At 33.8% G+C, this 17155-nt stretch carries 14 protein-coding genes; 9 read left to right on the top strand and 5 right to left on the bottom strand.

Translation table 11 applies throughout. From position 1 onward, the window contains the following. Positions 1-254: 254 nt before the first annotated feature. The 3 genes from ACQKCJ_RS24025 to ACQKCJ_RS24015 all read right to left on the bottom strand — a co-directional run bounded on the left by ACQKCJ_RS24025 (position 255) and on the right by ACQKCJ_RS24015 (position 3668). The gene (locus ACQKCJ_RS24025; protein ID WP_271338401.1) at positions 255-941 is read right to left on the bottom strand and encodes a zinc metallopeptidase; all 687 of its coding nucleotides are present in this window, start codon (positions 939-941) and stop codon (positions 255-257) included. A gap of 95 nt (positions 942-1036) precedes the next feature. Further along, a complete protein-coding gene (locus ACQKCJ_RS24020; protein WP_271338400.1) occupies positions 1037-1672 on the bottom strand; it encodes a response regulator transcription factor in 636 nt (211 codons plus the stop codon). Continuing rightward, the gene (locus ACQKCJ_RS24015) at positions 1665-3668 is read right to left on the bottom strand and encodes an ATP-binding protein (RefSeq protein ID WP_427403092.1); all 2004 of its coding nucleotides are present in this window, start codon (positions 3666-3668) and stop codon (positions 1665-1667) included. The genes ACQKCJ_RS24020 and ACQKCJ_RS24015 overlap by 8 nt, the downstream gene beginning before the upstream one ends. Before the next feature lie 163 nt (positions 3669-3831). On the opposite strand from ACQKCJ_RS24015, the gene ACQKCJ_RS24010 reads away from it, so the two are divergent. After that, on the top strand, positions 3832-4230 hold the full coding sequence (locus ACQKCJ_RS24010; protein ID WP_271338398.1) for a hypothetical protein: 399 nt from the start codon (positions 3832-3834) through the stop codon (positions 4228-4230). A gap of 332 nt (positions 4231-4562) precedes the next feature. Here ACQKCJ_RS24010 and leuS read toward each other — a convergent pair whose 3' ends face one another. Then, complete coding sequence (gene leuS / locus ACQKCJ_RS24005; RefSeq protein WP_427403091.1) at positions 4563-7430, bottom strand: leucine--tRNA ligase; 2868 nt, start codon at positions 7428-7430, stop codon at positions 4563-4565. Positions 7431-8026: 596 nt separating this feature from the next. Here leuS and ACQKCJ_RS24000 point away from each other — a divergent pair. The 5 genes from ACQKCJ_RS24000 (at position 8027) to ACQKCJ_RS23980 (ending at position 11544) form a co-directional block, all read left to right on the top strand. Then, the gene (locus tag ACQKCJ_RS24000) at positions 8027-8902 is read left to right on the top strand and encodes a cell division protein FtsX (protein ID WP_271338396.1); all 876 of its coding nucleotides are present in this window, start codon (positions 8027-8029) and stop codon (positions 8900-8902) included. A gap of 117 nt (positions 8903-9019) precedes the next feature. After that, positions 9020-9274 carry a DUF3098 domain-containing protein gene (locus ACQKCJ_RS23995; protein WP_427403090.1) on the top strand — a complete coding sequence of 85 codons (255 nt, stop codon included), beginning with the start codon at positions 9020-9022 and terminating at the stop codon, positions 9272-9274. Between the two features lie 105 nt (positions 9275-9379). Further along, the gene (locus ACQKCJ_RS23990) at positions 9380-10177 is read left to right on the top strand and encodes an undecaprenyl-diphosphate phosphatase (RefSeq protein WP_427403089.1); all 798 of its coding nucleotides are present in this window, start codon (positions 9380-9382) and stop codon (positions 10175-10177) included. Then, on the top strand, positions 10177-10866 hold the full coding sequence (truB, locus tag ACQKCJ_RS23985) for a tRNA pseudouridine(55) synthase TruB (protein WP_427403088.1): 690 nt from the start codon (positions 10177-10179) through the stop codon (positions 10864-10866). Before ACQKCJ_RS23990 ends, truB begins: the two co-directional genes overlap by 1 nt. 147 nt (positions 10867-11013) lie before the next feature. Further along, a complete protein-coding gene (locus ACQKCJ_RS23980) occupies positions 11014-11544 on the top strand; it encodes a hypothetical protein (RefSeq protein WP_427403087.1) in 531 nt (176 codons plus the stop codon). Between the two features lie 427 nt (positions 11545-11971). On the opposite strand, the gene ACQKCJ_RS23975 is transcribed toward ACQKCJ_RS23980, so the two are convergent. Next, positions 11972-12589, bottom strand: a complete 618-nt coding sequence (locus ACQKCJ_RS23975; protein WP_271338391.1) for a thioredoxin family protein — start codon at positions 12587-12589, stop codon at positions 11972-11974. Positions 12590-12779: 190 nt separating this feature from the next. On the opposite strand from ACQKCJ_RS23975, the gene pyrH reads away from it, so the two are divergent. From pyrH to ACQKCJ_RS23960, 3 genes are all read left to right on the top strand, one after another. Then, entirely contained in the window at positions 12780-13487 is a 708-nt protein-coding gene (gene pyrH / locus ACQKCJ_RS23970) for a UMP kinase (protein WP_072964316.1), read from the top strand. Between the two features lie 76 nt (positions 13488-13563). Further along, positions 13564-14127 (top strand): ribosome recycling factor, encoded by a 564-nt coding sequence (frr, locus tag ACQKCJ_RS23965; RefSeq protein ID WP_271338390.1) that lies wholly within the window; start codon positions 13564-13566, stop codon positions 14125-14127. 117 nt (positions 14128-14244) lie between these two features. Further along, positions 14245-16737 (top strand): DUF5686 family protein, encoded by a 2493-nt coding sequence (locus ACQKCJ_RS23960; RefSeq protein WP_427403086.1) that lies wholly within the window; start codon positions 14245-14247, stop codon positions 16735-16737. The last annotated feature ends 418 nt before the right edge of the window (positions 16738-17155 follow it).

Below are 17155 nucleotides of genomic sequence, written 5' to 3'. Positions count from 1 at the left end.
AGTTTGTGTTGCAACCTTATCCAACATCTTTGGCCTTTTATATAGTTTCTGTTCGTCAGGTCAAGAGTTTGCCTACTGCTTCCTTCAGATTCCACTAACGCAATGGACACCCTTGCATTCAGCTAACACTTCCCACTGTAAAGGCGTGTTCGGGACTTACACCCTAGAGTTACCGCCCATGCTGGGCACACAACAATAAACCCAACAGGTTTTTCAACCTGTCGGGTTTGCTTATAAATTATCTAATTAAAAAATTAATTCCTTCTGCTTCCTGAATAAATCGAGATATAGTACAACAACGTTGCAATCGATCCTATAGCAGCTACCAAATAGGTTCTTGCTGCCCATTTTAGCGCATCTTTTGCTCCTGCCTGCTCTTCTTGTGTCAGCATATGTTTGTTCTCTAACCAGGCCAGCGCTCTGTTACTCGCATCATATTCTACAGGCAAAGTCACTATCGAGAATAATGTCGTCACTGCAAAAATGATAATTCCTATTAGTAACAAACCCGGAAAAACTCTAATCATAAGAATCCCTGCCAATAAAATCCATTGCATATAATTTGATGCAATATCTACGATTGGCACTAATTTAGAACGCATTGTCAGCCATTCATATCCTATCGCGTGCTGCACAGCATGACCACATTCGTGCGCTGCAACAGCTGCCGCTGCCGCATTACGATGATTATAAACTGCTTCGCTTAAATTGACTGTTTTATCTGTAGGGTTATAATGATCTGTTAGCTGCCCCGGAGTCGAGATAACACGAACATCAGTAATCCCGTTATCAGCCAACATTTTCTTAGCGATTTCAGCACCACTCATTCCGTTTCTTAATTGTATTCTCGAGTATAATTCAAATTTACTTTTGAGCTTTGAACTCACCATCCAGCTGAAAAGCATAATTGCTCCGGCCAGAATTAAATATCCACTTCCCATATTTTTATTTTAATTTGATTGATTATTAAAGTTACAAAACAAATTGCAAATTCTGAACCAATTTCAAAAAATGTCATTTTGGCACACCCTTCTTCTCAACTTAACAGATTGTTCTTCAATAGAAAAGCCATCAATTCAGCTACATTTTTGGTTTTATACTTTTGCAGGATGTTGCGCCTGTGTGTTTGAACAGTTAGAAAACTCAAAAACAATTCATCGGCTATTTCCTGGGTCGATTTACCTTTTGACAGTAATAAAGTAATATCTTTTTCTCTCCTGCTAAGACTTGGGATATGATCTAAACCATCAGATGAGGGCTGGCTAATGATAGTTTTGACTTCATCGCTAAATACAATTTCCCCCTCAATGGCTTTATTAATACATCTTTTAAACTCATCAAACGAAGCGCTCTTTAGAACATATCCATTTCCGCCATTTTGAATAAATTGCATCACCAGACTCCGTTCAGACTGACTACTCATTCCGATAATAATTATTCGGGGATATTTCTGCTTAACTGTTTTGCAAAGATCAACCCCATTTATCACAGGTAAAAAGATATCCATCAAAATCAAGTCAACCTGATTCTCCTCGATATAATCAACTAGTTTAACCCCGGATTCTAATTTACCGACAATTTCAACTGTCTCCAGATCCGACAATAATCCTGAAATTCCTGAAATCACAATTGGGTGATCATCTACAATTACTGTTTTATATACCTTATCCATTTAATGTTTCATTTTTTACTTTTAATTCAATGTATGTAGACGTTCCTTTATGCAGAACACTTTCTATTTCTAATTTTCCTTTAAGAATCTCAACACGGTTCTTAATATTTCTTAAACCCATTCCGTTACTTTTTACAAAAACATCAAACCCAATTCCATTATCTTCAACTGTAATAAAAAAAGTATCTTTATTTTGAGAACAAGAAACTAAAATTTGTGATGCATCGGCATATTTCAAAGCATTAATCAATAATTCCTGAATAATTCTATAAATCACAATTTCATAATTTTTGGGTAAATTTGGTTTTTGCACCAAATATTGAAATTCAATTTCTGTTTTTGCATTTGAATTTGCCATACACAAATCTCTCAATGCATGTTCTAAACTTAATTTCAACAAACTCTCCGGCATTAAATTTTGCGAAATATTTCTCAATTCCTTAATCGAATTATCCAACAAAGTATTAATTTCCGCAGGACTGAGCGCATTTTCTTTCTCCGCGAGTTTTAAATGAATTTTTAAACCGGAAAGCATACTCCCAAGTCCGTCATGTAAATCTCTGGCGATTCTTTTCCTTTCCACCTCTTCTCCTTCAATCAGAGCATTAGAAACCGATAATTTTTGCTGGTTCTCCAGTGCACTCAATTCCTGCTCATGATTAATTTCTTTCTGAATACTTAGTTTTTTCTGATTTTTATTTAATATCCATAAAAACAAAACAATAAGAAACAAGAGTACCGATAACACCGCAAAAAGAATAGAATTCAACCGATTATTATTGACCAGCAGTGCTGTTTTTTCGTTTTGTGATTGTAGCAGTGTTATTTTTTTTTCATTTTCAGCCTTTTTATACTTTGCTTCGAGTTCTACAATTTCACTTTTAAATTTCGTATCATTTAAACTGTCATTGATTACATTGTATTTATGAGAATAAAAATAAGCTTTATCATAATTTTTAGTTGCATTATAAACTTTCGACAACTCATTATAATAATTTTTTTGATCTACAATAAAAGGAGTTTTCTCAAGAAGATATTCCAGATTAGCTTTGGCTTTATCAAAGTTTTTTAATTTAAAAAGCACTTCGTATTCCGCAAATTTCAATCTGTTTAAAGCAATTTGATTCTGATGCTTTACTGCTGACTTTATACCTTTTTCAAAACTCTCTAAAGCTTTATCGTTTTTATTTTGTTTTCCATAATACAAACCTTCAGAATAAAAATAAGAATCATTTAAATTCGACTCCGGATGATTTTGTAATTTATCATATGCTTTATCCAGAACCTTTTTCGCATCATAGAATCTTTTTAACTCTACTAAATTTTCAGCATTAATAATGTACGTTTCCATCTTAGACTCAATAAGAGTGGGTGACTTTTTAGTAGTAACTTCGATATAATATTGAGCATCACGCAAATATTCACTTGCTTTTTCGCGATCGTTATTATTCATAAAAATTATAGCAACCGCTTTGTACAAACCACTTATTAACTCAGAATCACCACTTTTTTTAGCAGCAGGAATTGCTTCATGAACTAATATTTTCATATAGCCTTTTTCATTATTCTTTCTTTGCTGCATGACACCGTAATTTTGAAGCGCAACAGCACGTATTTTGTAAGCTTCGGTATTAGTGTATTTCTTTAGTTTATTATTTACTTCAAGCAAAGCATTCTCGAATCCGTCAACATCACCTTTTTCTAAAAAACTATATGAATTATAGAAAATTGCTACATCATTTAAAAAAGGAAATTTAGTTTTTAACCTATTCCCTTGCTGTAAATATTCTTTTGATTTCTGAACATCCTGTATCATCAAATACAATTTTGACAATTTAAAGCTATAAATACTTTTTACACTATCAGAATGAGCATTTTTAGTAATCGCAGCAATACTATCTATATAAGTTCTATCATCATCTAACGAAAGGATCACTTGTGAATATGAAGTGGCAGAAAAAAGTAGAAAAATCAGAAAGAGGTAAATTTTCTTCATAAAGTGGTATTTTCTCAAATTTATTAAAATTTAAAATATTCCAAAAAAAACCACCTCTTTTTACCTGATATCAGGTAATACAAAATACACTTTATCAGGTATTGCCCTTTCATTTTCAAGCATCTAATTTTGTTAGACACTATTATTAATATTAAAAAAAATTATGAAATCTATTTTAAAAACTTTAGCGATTGTACTGACTCTTGCTTTTACAGTAGCTTCTTGCAGCAGCGATAACGATAACAATTCAGGATCAGGCTCAAGAGACATTAAATATGAAGTAACCGGAAATTATACCGGAAAACTTAGTACAGTTTATACCGAATCTGGTAATGGCGGACAAAACGCTGATATCAATTCATTACCATGGACTAAGGAATTTACAGCTGGCGCAGACACTTATGGAGCGGGAATAACAGTAAGTGGTTTTGGCGGTGTTGTTGACCAAACAATAACTGTAAAAATCATTGTTGGCGGAAAAGTAGAAAAAGAAACAACTGCAAAGGCAACAAGCGACGGGATTATTGTAGCAGCTCCGGGTTCTTTTGTATTTGTGAAATAATACTCAATAAGAATAAAAAAAAGGAAAGCTTCGTGATTACGAAGCTTTTTTTACATCTAATTATCACTACAAATTAACACGAATCTTATTTGTGTTAACTTCGGGTAATTTGCGGCAAAAAAGCCAACGAAGTTTCACAATATTATCTTCCTGAATAACGAAGGATTGCACGCTTAGCTCAACAAAGACTTTCGATTTTACTTGTTGAATTTCTTATGTGATCCTTCGTTCCTCATGATGACAAAATAGACGCAAAAAAAAATCCCAAACCCCAACAAAGTTGGAATTTGGAATTTTAATCCCGATAGCTATCGGGATGGAATTTATTTTAGTTAACCAACCAAATTAATAATTTTCCCCGGAACAATAATTACTTTATTTGGTGTTTTACCATCTAGCTGTTTCAATGTTCTTTCGTCTTTCATGATGATTTCTTCGATTTGTTCTTTGGTTAAATCCAAAGGCAATTCGATTGTGAAACGCATTTTTCCGTTAAAAGAAACCGGATATTCTTTGTTTGTCTCCACTAAATATTTTGCTTCAAAAACAGGAAAAGCAACTTCAGAAATTGAAGTTGTATGACCCAATTGCGACCATAATTCCTCAGCAATATGTGGCGCATAAGGCGAAACTAAAATCGCTAACGGTTCTAAGATTGCTCTTGAATGACAATTTTGTGTCGACAATTCGTTCACACAAATCATAAACTGAGAAACTGAAGTATTAAAAGAGAAACTCTCAATATCTTCTGCTACTTTTTTGATCGTTTTATGCAACGATTTTAAATTGTCTTTTGTTGGTTCGTCGTTATTTACAACCAAACCATTATGCTCATCAAAATACAATTTCCATAATTTTTTCAGGAAACCAAAAACTCCTGAGATTCCGGCAGTATTCCACGGTTTAGCTTGCTCTAAAGGACCTAAAAACATTTCGTACAAACGCAATGTATCAGCACCATATTCATTACAAATATCATCCGGAGTCACTACATTATAATATGATTTCGACATTTTTTCGACTTCACGACCAACAATGTATTTTCCGTTTTCATCAAAAATAAATTCGGCAGTTTTAAAATCCTCTCTCCAATTTTTGAACTTTTCGATATTTAATTCATCAGAAGAATTTACGAAATTCACGTCGACACGAATTGGCTGAACATTTTGATCTGTAATTTTATTTTTAGACACAAAAGTATTTGTTCCTTCCAATCTGTAAACATATGCAGTGGTTCCTAAAATCATTCCCTGATTGATCAGTTTTTTGAATGGTTCTTCGGTTGGAGCAAAACCTTTGTCTTTTAAGAATTTGTTCCAGAAACGAGAATATAGTAAATGTCCGGTTGCATGCTCGCTTCCTCCAATATATAAATCTACACTTTCCCAATATGCCAATGCTTCTTTGCTGGCAAATTCAGTTTCGTTATGAGCATCCATATAACGCATCCAATACCATGAACTTCCCGCCCAACCTGGCATAGTATTCAATTCTAATGGAAAAATCGTTGCATGATCTACTAAATCTGTATTGACAACTTTATTATTTTTAGTATCCCAAGCCCAAACAGCTGCATTTCCTAACGGAGGCAAACCATCTTCGGTTGGCAAATATTTTTCTACTTCCGGCAAGATAATTGGCAAATGCTGCGTATCGATCATCTTTGGTAAACCATTTACATAATACACCGGGAAAGGTTCTCCCCAATAACGCTGACGAGAGAAAACAGCATCACGCAAACGGTAATTTGTTTTTCCTGTTCCTTGTCCTATTTTTTCTAATTCAGCAATTGCTTTTTGAGTTGCTGCTTTATAATTTAATCCGTTTAAGAAATCAGAATTGGCAATTTCAACATTGTCTTTAGAACCGTAAGCCTCTTTAGAGATATCAACATTCGCAAAGATATTCTTGATTTCCTGCATACCGTTTTGACCTTTAAAGAAATTAGCAAAAGCATAATCTCTTTCGTCTCCACAAGGAACCGCCATTACAGCACCAGTTCCGTAACCTGCCAATACATAATCTCCTATCCAAACCGGAATTGCTTCTTTTGTAAAAGGATGCTCTGCATAAGCTCCTGTAAATACACCTGAAATTGTTTTTACATCGGCCATACGCTCACGCTCTGAACGTTTAGCTGTTTTTTCGATATAAGCCTCAATTTCTCCTCTTTGTTCTTCAGTAACTATTTTAGAAACTAAAGGATGTTCTGGCGCCAAAGTCATAAAAGTAACCCCGAAAATTGTATCAGGTCTTGTAGTGAATACATCAATAACTTCGTCATGATTTTTTACATGGAACGAAACCATCGCACCTACAGATTTCCCTATCCAGTTTCTTTGTGATTCTTTGATAGATTCACTCCAGTCAATATCATTTAAACCTTGCAACAAACGTTCTGCATAAGCCGAAATTCGCATGCTCCATTGTGTCATTTTTTTACGAATAACAGGATATCCCCCACGTTCCGAAACTCCGTTTATAATTTCATCATTTGCTAAAACAGTTCCTAAACCAGGACACCAGTTTACTTCGGTTTCAGCTAAATAAGTCATTCTGTATTGCAACAAGATTTTTTCTTTCTGATCATCAGAATACGAATTCCATTCTGTTGCTGTAAAAATTGCAACATTATCATCGCAAACTGCCTCAACCAAAACATTACCCTCCTCTTCAAAAACTTTTACAAGCTCTGAAATATCAAATGCCTTACCTTGTTTTTTGCAATACCATGAATTAAACAACTGGATAAAAATCCATTGTGTATGTTTATAGTAATCAGGACTCGAAGTACGCACTTCACGACTCCAGTCAAACGAAAATCCTATTTTATCTAATTGTTTTCTATATCCGGCAATTTGTTTTCCTTCTTTATCTACTCCACCGTCAATATTTACGCGTGTTGTATCTTCCGGACGTTGTCCCGTTTGTATTGCATATTGTTCTGCAGGCAATCCAAAACTATCGTATCCCATTGGGTGCAAAACATTGAAACCCTGATGTCTTTTAAAACGAGAATAAACATCTGAAGCGATATAACCCAGCGGATGCCCAACGTGTAATCCCGCTCCTGAAGGATAAGGAAACATGTCCAAAACATAATGCTTCGGTTTGTCAGAATTGTTTTTTGCTGCAAAAGTTTGGTTTTCTGCCCAAAATTTTTGCCATTTAGCGTCTATTTCGATCGGATTGTATTTCATCTTAAAAGGTTCAAAGGTTCAGAATGATAAAGATTAAAGCTTTATCACTTTAATGAATTAAGGCGCAAATTTACATTTATTACAGATTGTACCAAAGCTATTTCACTGACAAACAAATAAAATAATAAAATACTTATTTTTAATTAAGTAAAAACACCTGTGTTTGTGTTTTTACTACGTAGTTATTATTCTTTTTTTACTTTAATTTTAAACTATTAAGAGAATCGACTTACGTAAAACAGTCCCTTTTACAAATAACTAAGAACCAGATGAGCACCGATAAAAAACATTCAGTTGAAGTCCTGCTTTGGATTGAGGAAACTGATGAACCTTTTTAGGAATGGGCAAAATCCGGCTTTTAGAAAATATTCGAAAAACAAGTTCAATTACAAATGCTGCTAAATGAGTTCTTAAGAAAAGAAAAAAACTAAAAACTAAAGGTTATTATTGTAAATTGAAGAAGTCTTACGGTTTTCCTGCAATTAATTAATAAGTTGGTATATTTACATTTATTGTACGAAAGTTAAAACTTTGGTCGTTATTAACTTCAAATAAAGAAATACTTTATTATTTTTACCACATAATTTAAGCAAACTATGAGTTCTAACTTTGATAAATTTCAAAAGCGCAGGTTAATTTCCTCTTATTTTTCGGTTGTACTAAGTGTATTTCTGGTTTTATTCCTTTTAGGAGTACTGGGATTATTCATTATCAATTCTAAAAAACTGGCTAATGATTTTAAAGAAAAAATCGCCATGACGGTTTTCTTTAAAAATGAAGCTAATGATAGTGTAATAAAAGCATTCGATACTGAATTAAAAAGGGCTCCTTTCGCAAGATCATATGTTTATGTTACTAAAGATAAAGCGGCAAAAGAACATACCGATATTATTGGAGAAGATTTCCTGACATTTTTGGGCGAAAATCCTTTATTGAATTCATACGACATTCACCTGAAAGCAGACTATGTAGAAAGAGACAGTATCTTAAAAATCGAAAGTAAATTGCGTAAAAACGCAATGATCGAAGATATAGTTTACGACAAACAATTGGTAAACCTGGTTAATGACAACATCAAAAAAGTGAGTATGTGGATTTTGATTATCAGTGGTTTCCTTGCGATTATCGCTGTTTTATTAATCAATAGTTCACTACGTTTATCCATACATTCAAACCGTTTTATCATTAAGACCATGCAAATGGTTGGTGCAACAAAATCGTTTATCCGTAAACCATTTGTAATGCGTAGTGTAAAACTAGGAATGCTTGGTGCAGGATTGGCTATTATTGCTTTGATTGGGGTTTTATTGTATGTAGAAACTAATTTCCCGGGATTAGGGATTTTAGAAGACAAAGTATTAATTGGATTCGTATTATTGGCCGTTTTCGGATTAGGTGTTTTAATTACTTGGGTAAGTACACATTTTGCAACACAACGATTCTTAAACTTAAGAACTGACGATCTGTACTAAGAGAGTATTCGGTCACGGTTTTTAGTTTACAAAAAAACAAACAGTCTTCGACTTGACTCAGGTTGACAAATAAATAAAATACTCTAAACTTTGATTAGGGTTACAAAAAAAACAAAAATGAAAAATATAAACAATACAGAACAACAGCCACAAAAACAAGAATTCCTTTTTGATGGTATTAACTATAAAATTTTATTAATAGGAATTGGTGTTATTGCATTAGGTTTTATCTTAATGTCAGGCGGAGGAAGCAAGGATCTAAATATCTTTAATGAAGATGTTTTTAACTTTAGACGTATTCGTTTAGCTCCAACAACTGTTTTAATTGGTTTTGGTATCACGATTTATTCTATTTTCAAAAAATCTAAGTAGACTTTTTTTAGACCGCTTAGACAACTTAGATCTTTAGGTTATTAGATTAATCTTTTAAAAAAATCTGACATCTGAGAAGTCTGACAATCTAACAATTAAAATTCAATGAATACATTACAAGCTATTGTTCTTGCCATAATTGAAGGAATTACAGAATTTTTACCTGTTTCTTCAACTGGCCACATGATTATTGCCTCTTCTTTTTTTGGAATTGCTCACGAAGATTTTACCAAACTTTTTACAATTGTTATTCAGCTTGGAGCTATACTTTCTGTAGTAGTTTTATATTTCAAACGTTTCTTTCAGACACTTGATTTTTATTTTAAACTTTTAGTTGCGTTTATTCCTGCCGTTGTTTTAGGATTATTATTAAGTGATTTTATCGACGGATTATTAGAAAACCCAATTACGGTTGCCGTTTCACTTTTGATAGGAGGAATCATCTTACTGAAAGTCGACGACTGGTTCAACAATCCAAATACTGCCGAAACATCTCAGGAAATAACCTATCTGCAAGCTTTTAAAATTGGAATGTATCAATGTTTGGCAATGATTCCGGGAGTTTCACGAAGCGGAGCGAGTATTGTGGGAGGTATGTCCCAAAAACTGTCCAGAACAACAGCTGCTGAGTTTTCATTCTTTTTAGCGGTGCCCACTATGTTAGGTGCAACTGCAAAAAAATGTTACGATTACTACAAAGCCGGATTCGAATTATCTCCTGATCAAATCAATTTATTAGTTATTGGTAATGTTGTCGCATTTATTGTAGCACTTTTGGCTATTAAAACTTTCATTGGATTTTTGACTAAAAATGGCTTTAAAGTTTTTGGTTATTACCGCATCATCGCAGGAATCACTTTACTATTGATTCACTTTTTATTTCATCCTCTTACCATACTATAATGACGCCTGAAGATTATTTAAACGGACAAATTTTATTGATAGACAAACCTTTAAAATGGAGTTCGTTTCAAGCTGTCAATAAACTAAAATACCTATTGATCAATAAAGTTGGACTTCCTAAAAAGTTCAAAATTGGTCATGCCGGAACATTAGATCCTCTGGCAACCGGATTATTATTGATTTGTACAGGAAAATTCACCAAAAGAATTACTGAATTACAAGGTCAGGCTAAAGAATATACAGGGACTTTTTATATTGGGACCACTACTCCATCCTATGATCTGGAAACAGAAATTGACGAAACTTTTCCAACTTCACATATTGACGAAGCTTTGATTCATGAAACAGTAAAACAGTTTTTGGGCGAAATCGATCAAAAACCACCTATTTTCTCTGCGATCAAAAAAGATGGTGTTCGCTTATACGAACACGCACGTGCCGGAGAAACTGTAGAAATTGCAAGTAGAAAAACTACCATTCACGAATTTGAGATTACACGAATTGCTTTGCCGGAAATCGATTTTAGAGTCGTTTGCAGTAAAGGAACTTATATCCGTTCACTGGCTTTTGATTTTGGGAAAGCAATGAATTCAGGTTCTCATTTAACTGCTTTACGCCGAACAAAAATTGGCGATTACGATGTTACAAATGCCATCGATGTTACATTATTCGAGGAAAGTTTACAGTAAAAAATACTTTTTATCTATCAAAATTTATCTTTTATACCCTATACTAATTATCTCGATTTTTTAAATATCTTTCACAAAATAATTTTGCTAATTCTAAGCTTTTTGAAATAAAATATTTCAGAGCAAAGACAGGCCTAAATCAATTTTATGAAATATTGTTTATTAACGATTTTTACTTTTTTCTACATCACCACGACGATTTACGCACAGGAAAGAAAATTTACTTACATTCAATTTGAAGTTAATGCTTCAATAACAGGAAATCCTGATTACGGTGACGCTCCTAAATATGAAGGCGACAAACAACCTTGGCTCATGCCAGATGGCTTGGGTTCAAAACTAGGTTACGGCATTCATTATAATCAATGGGTAACTCTGGGGATTCATAGTGGCCTTGACTGGAAATGGAATGAAAAGTTAGTAGCTGTTCCGGTTTATCTTAATTTTGGATTAAGCCCTAAAATTGCAGAAAGCACCAGAATTACCATGCAAGTAGGTTACGGAAAAAGTTTTGCTCTGGGCCGGGGGGATCTGAGCGGCACATACAAAAAAGCCAGAATTGGCATTACAGGAGATGATAAAACATTATTTATAGAACTAGCCGATTTTGGTTACCCTCTTTATGACTATAAAACTGTAGGCAGTTTCAGTTTTGGTATTTCTGTAATTAGCTTTTAAGATTCCCTGAGCGGTTTTTAAAGAGCAACTATTCAAGTCTGATAATAAAAAAAGCACATTACAATTAAACAATAGTAATGTGCCAACTTCTAAAATAAAGTAGTTTTATTGCATAACGTGTCTTTTTTTTTTCGGAGCAGTTAATAATGAGGTACATTTTTCCCTCCAAACAACAAACCTGAAATAAAATCATAAAACCTTTCGAATAACTTTTTCATAATAGTGTGTTTTAAATTGTTAGACATTCAATAAACACCAATAAAAAGAGCAAATCGGAAAGTAAATAATAGAAGTGGGATTATATTACTAAGTTACAAAAATATTTAAGGTAAAAAAAAATATTCAATACATTTTTAGAACATACCATATTTACAACCAACACATTACCACAAAACAAACAGATCGTATTATTTTTTTATTACAAAAACTATAATCGACCGTATTGAATGTTTTCGACTATTTCCGTGAGTTCTTCCTGAACTGATATTCCTTTATCTGCTAAATACCACAATTGCAAATCAGTTTTGATTTTTTCATCAAGTACACCAAATTCTTTTTTATAATTTGCGATTAATTCAGATGCTCCTCTTGGTCTTGGTCCCCAATCTGCACGAACAATCCCGGCCTCTTTACAAATAATTATCACCTTAGGGATTGCTCTTGCACCGTTTGTTAGATATTCATTCATTAACCCTTCATTTTCATCTCGCAGTACAATTCGAAGATCTATTTTTTTATGCGATGCCAAAGCCATTTTATTAATAACCGGAAGGATCTGAGCCGCATCTCCGCACCAGCCTTCAGAAATTACAAGCCAAATATATTTGTGCTCCAGTTTTTCTATTCTCGAAATAATAGCATCGGTAATTTTTACCGTTTTGTCCAGCCTATTCATTCTGGCGTCATTTAACTTACTATAATTGGTTAAACTTTCAGATTGTTCGTTCCCGGTTGATTTTCCATCCAATAATAAATCAGCTACTAATTTTCGATATTCCGGATACGTATGACTCCTAAATAATGCTTTGGCGATACTACTTTTCATATTTGTTTGATTTTTGAATTGCATAAAAATACGAATTTCAAGGAGACTCAAAGAATGACTTTTATCACATTCAAAAAATCCTTTAAAAAATCACTATAAATTTATAACTAAAAGAACAATTAATTTTTTGAAAACATTATTTTTAAAAATCAGAATATGTCTATATTTGCACAAATTAACGCAACAACACATGAAATATAAAAGAATTCTTCTTAAACTGAGTGGAGAAGCCTTGATGGGTGATTTACAATACGGAATTGACCCTAAAAGATTAGCCGAATATGCTGAAGAAATTAAGCAAATTCACAGCAAAGGAGTCGAAATTGCTATTGTTATTGGAGGAGGAAATATTTTTAGAGGCGTTGCTGGTGCAAGTGCCGGTATGGATAGAGTACAAGGTGATTATATGGGAATGCTTGCTACGGTTATAAACGGAATGGCATTGCAAGGGGCTCTTGAAGAAAACGGAATGAAAACCCGTTTGCAGACTGCCTTAAAAATGGAATCTATTGCAGAGCCTTATATTAAAAGAAGAGCAGATCGTCATCTTGAGAAAGGAAGAATTGTAATTTTTGGTGCAGGAACAGGAAATCCATATTTTACAACTGATACTGCTGCCGTTTTAAGAGGTATTGAGATTAATGCAGATGTAATTTTAAAAGGAACCCGCGTTGATGGTGTTTACGATTCTGATCCTGAAAAAAATGCATCAGCAGTAAAATTCGATTTTATTTCGTTTGAAGATGTCCTTAAAAAAGGATTAAACGTAATGGATACAACCGCGTTTACATTAAGTCAGGAAAACAAATTGCCAATCGTTGTTTTTGATATGAACAAAATTGGAAATTTATTGAAAATTTGTGAAGGCGATAACATAGGAACCGTAGTTAATATATAGTCATCAGTAACTGTTTACTGTCGCAATTGCCGACATGAAATGAAAACTGAGAATGAAAACTGAAAACTTAAAGATAATGACTGAAGAAATAGAATTTATATTAGATAGTACTGAAGAATCAATGAATGGTTCGATTGCGCATTTAGAGAAAGAATTTCTTAACATTCGTGCAGGAAAAGCTTCTCCGGCAATGCTGGGAAGTGTTTTTGTAGATTATTACGGATCAGCAACACCGCTTTCGCAAGTAGCAAAAATAAGTGTTCCGGATGCCCGAACAATTACTTTGCAGCCTTTCGAGAAAAACATGCTGCAAACTATCGAAAAAGCAATTATGGTGGCTAATATTGGTTTTAACCCAATGAATAATGGTGACCTAATTATCATCAGCGTTCCGCCTTTGACAGAGGAGCGTCGTAGAGATTTAGCAAAACAAGCAAAAACAGAGGCCGAAGATGCAAAAATTGGTGTGCGTAATGTACGTAAAGATGCTAATTCAGACATTAAAAAATTAGAAAAAGAGGGAACTTCTGAAGACATTTGTAAATCTGCAGAAGAGCAAGTACAGACCCTAACGAATACTTATATCAAAAAAATAGATGAATTATTGGCAACAAAAGAAGCCGAAATCATGAAAGTGTAATCGTTCGAACACAAAACAAAATCCGTTTAGTTAAATTATTACTAAGCGGATTTTTTTATTCCTATTTTTGCATACCAAAATCATATTCTTTTCGTTTTCGAAACTATAACATTCTGTATGAAGCTATTTTGTTTATTGTCTTTGTTTTTCACGCTATCTATTCAAGCGCAATTTCAAATAAACGGAATTGTAACTGATTCCAACAATAAACCGCTTCCTTTTGCTACGATCACAACATCAGACAACATCAATACAATTACAGATGTCGACGGAAAATTTATTTTTAAACCTTCTGCTAACGCAAGTAGTTTTTCTGTATCTTATATTGGTTTTCAAACAAAAAATATTGCCATTACCAACAAAAGGTATTATTCGATTCTGCTTTCTCAAAAAACAGATGATCTAAAAGAAGTCGTTATTTCTAATGAAAATCCTGCCTTAACGATTATAAAAAAAGTAATCGAAAATAAAAACAAAAACAATCCACAAAAAAGGCTCAGCAGTTTTGAATACAAAAGCTACAACAAACTTATCGTAACGGCTAATCCGGATTCTATCGATGGCAGAATTGATTCTACAGCAGCTTATAAAGATTTCGATAAAAAACGTGTTAATGTAGACTCTTCAGATTATAAATTTAAAGAGATCATTATCAAGCAGCATTTGTTTCAAACCGAAAAAGTATCCCAATATCAGTTTGGAAACAACAAGCTTAAGGAAACCATCCTGGGAACAAAAATGGCCGGATTCAAAAATCCCATCTATGAGGTTATTGCTTTCAATCTGCAGTCAATATCTATTTATGATAATAAATACGAACTGTTTGAAACCAAATATGAAAATCCCATTTCGAACGGTGCCCCAACAAATTACAACTATAAAATACTTGACACTGTAAACATAAAAGGCCGCGAAACTTATATGATTTACTTTAAAAACAAGCAAAAAAGGAAATCATCCGGCTTAGAAGGTGTCTTATATATAGATCAGGAAAATTTTGCTGTAGCGAAAGCCGTAATGCGCATAAAAGGGGTTCTGGACATTAGCGGAATTCACGAATTTGAATATGTACCAAGCGAAAAAGTATGGTTTCAGAGCAATACGACATTCAAAATTGTAAAAGGAAAGAATGACGATGATATTAAAATTCTGGGCGGAACAATTCAGTTTGATGGTGATGTCGAAGACAATTTTGAGCCTAGAAAAAAATCAGCATCAGATTTTACCTATCTGCTATCAGAAAGTAATAATTTCGACATTTACTACAACACAAATACACCTATAAAGAATCCGGCACTTTATATGGAAATTAAGGACGATGCCAATAAAAAACCGGAAGAATTCTGGAATCAATACCGAAAAGAAAGCCTGGACTTAAAAAGCCAGAAAACATATCAATTGATCGATAGTCTTTCGATGAAGAAAAGAATCGAAAGCCGTTTAGGATTTGGACGAAAAATAATCAATGGTTATATCCCGATTGGCCCTATTGATCTTGATCTGAAAAAAATTGTAAGTTACAATAACTACGAAGGTTTTAGACTGGGACTTGGCGGCATCACAAATGATCGTTTTTCTAAAAATTTCAGAATCGAAGGATATTCTGCTTACGGAACAAAAGATGGCGAAGTCAAATACAGTTTAGGAACGGGAGTTTTACTGGATAAAAGCAGCAATACCTGGGTAAACGGATATTACACAGATGATGTCAGGGAAATTGCAAGTACTGTTTTTGCAGTTGATAAACGTGTTTTCAAAATTTATGATCCGCGCCCAATCAACATTAGTACTTTTTATAAATATGTCGCATGGAAAGCAAATGTTCAGTCTAAAATTATTCCAAAAACCGAAGCTGTTTTCGAATTAGCCAGAACTTATGTCGAACCTCAATTTGACTATCTTTTTAATTACGACGGAAAATTGTATTCTGATTACGTAATGACAACGGCAATGGTTTCGATTGTATGGGCGCCATTTAGCGATTTTATGCAAACTCCAACCGGAAGAACCGAGTCAGACAAAAGATTTCCAAGATTTACTTTTCAGTACACACAATCCTTACCTAATGTTTTAGGAAATGATTTTACATTTGGCAAAGTGGATTTTAAAACCGAATATGAAAAGAAATACTTAAACGGTCAAAAAACAAGTTTGCTGTTGCAAGGAGGATATGCAATGGGCGACGTACCACTTACCCATTTATACAACACGATGCCAAATAACCTAACAAAAGAAACCGTGGTTCAGCGTATTACTTTTGCAGGCAGAAACAGTTTTGAAACCATGTATTTTAATGAGTTTTTCTCGAGTCAATATATCTTTTTCCAGATCAAACATGGTTTTGACCGAATCAGAATCCTCAAAAAAGTCCGCCCTTCATTAGTATTAGTAACCAGAATGGCCTGGGGAAATATGAAAAATCCTGAGCAGCATGTTGGACCAACTTACAAAACTCTTGACAGGGGCTTCTTTGAATCCGGAATCGAACTAAACAAAATCTACAAAGGTTTTGGTTTAGGAGGTTTCTATCGATACGGACCAAATCAGCTATTGAAATTGGAAGACAATATTGCCGTTAAGATTTCTTATGTATTAGATTTGGGACTTTAGGTTTGAAATTTCAATATTTTAAGTTTATTTAGAATCTTCAGGAGCTATTCCTGCTATACACTTGTATCTTTTCCTTTAAAGAAGCAAGTAAAAGAATACCGCTTCTATCAGGGCCAGGATATTCTTTTTCAGAATATCGGCAATCTTTGTCGATCTGCGAGTGTGATCTCTCCCTCCGGTCGAGATGACAAAAAACACGAATAACACAACAGAAGAAATCCGCGTAAATCCGTGCTTTCGTATTAGCAAATCCGTATCATCCGCGTGCCATCTCGCAATCCAAATGACAATATTTAATATCAAACAACCTTGTCAAAGTTTTGAACCAAGAGTGTAAGGAACTTTCTTTCATGTATTGAATGTTTCTAATTTACTAGGATCCCCACCACAATGTATTACTACTTGTTGAATGATTTCA

Source organism: Flavobacterium sp. NPDC079362 (genome assembly GCF_050267765.1).
GTDB lineage: Bacteria > Bacteroidota > Bacteroidia > Flavobacteriales > Flavobacteriaceae > Flavobacterium > Flavobacterium azizsancarii.
This window is presented reverse-complemented; position numbering and strand designations above follow the sequence as displayed.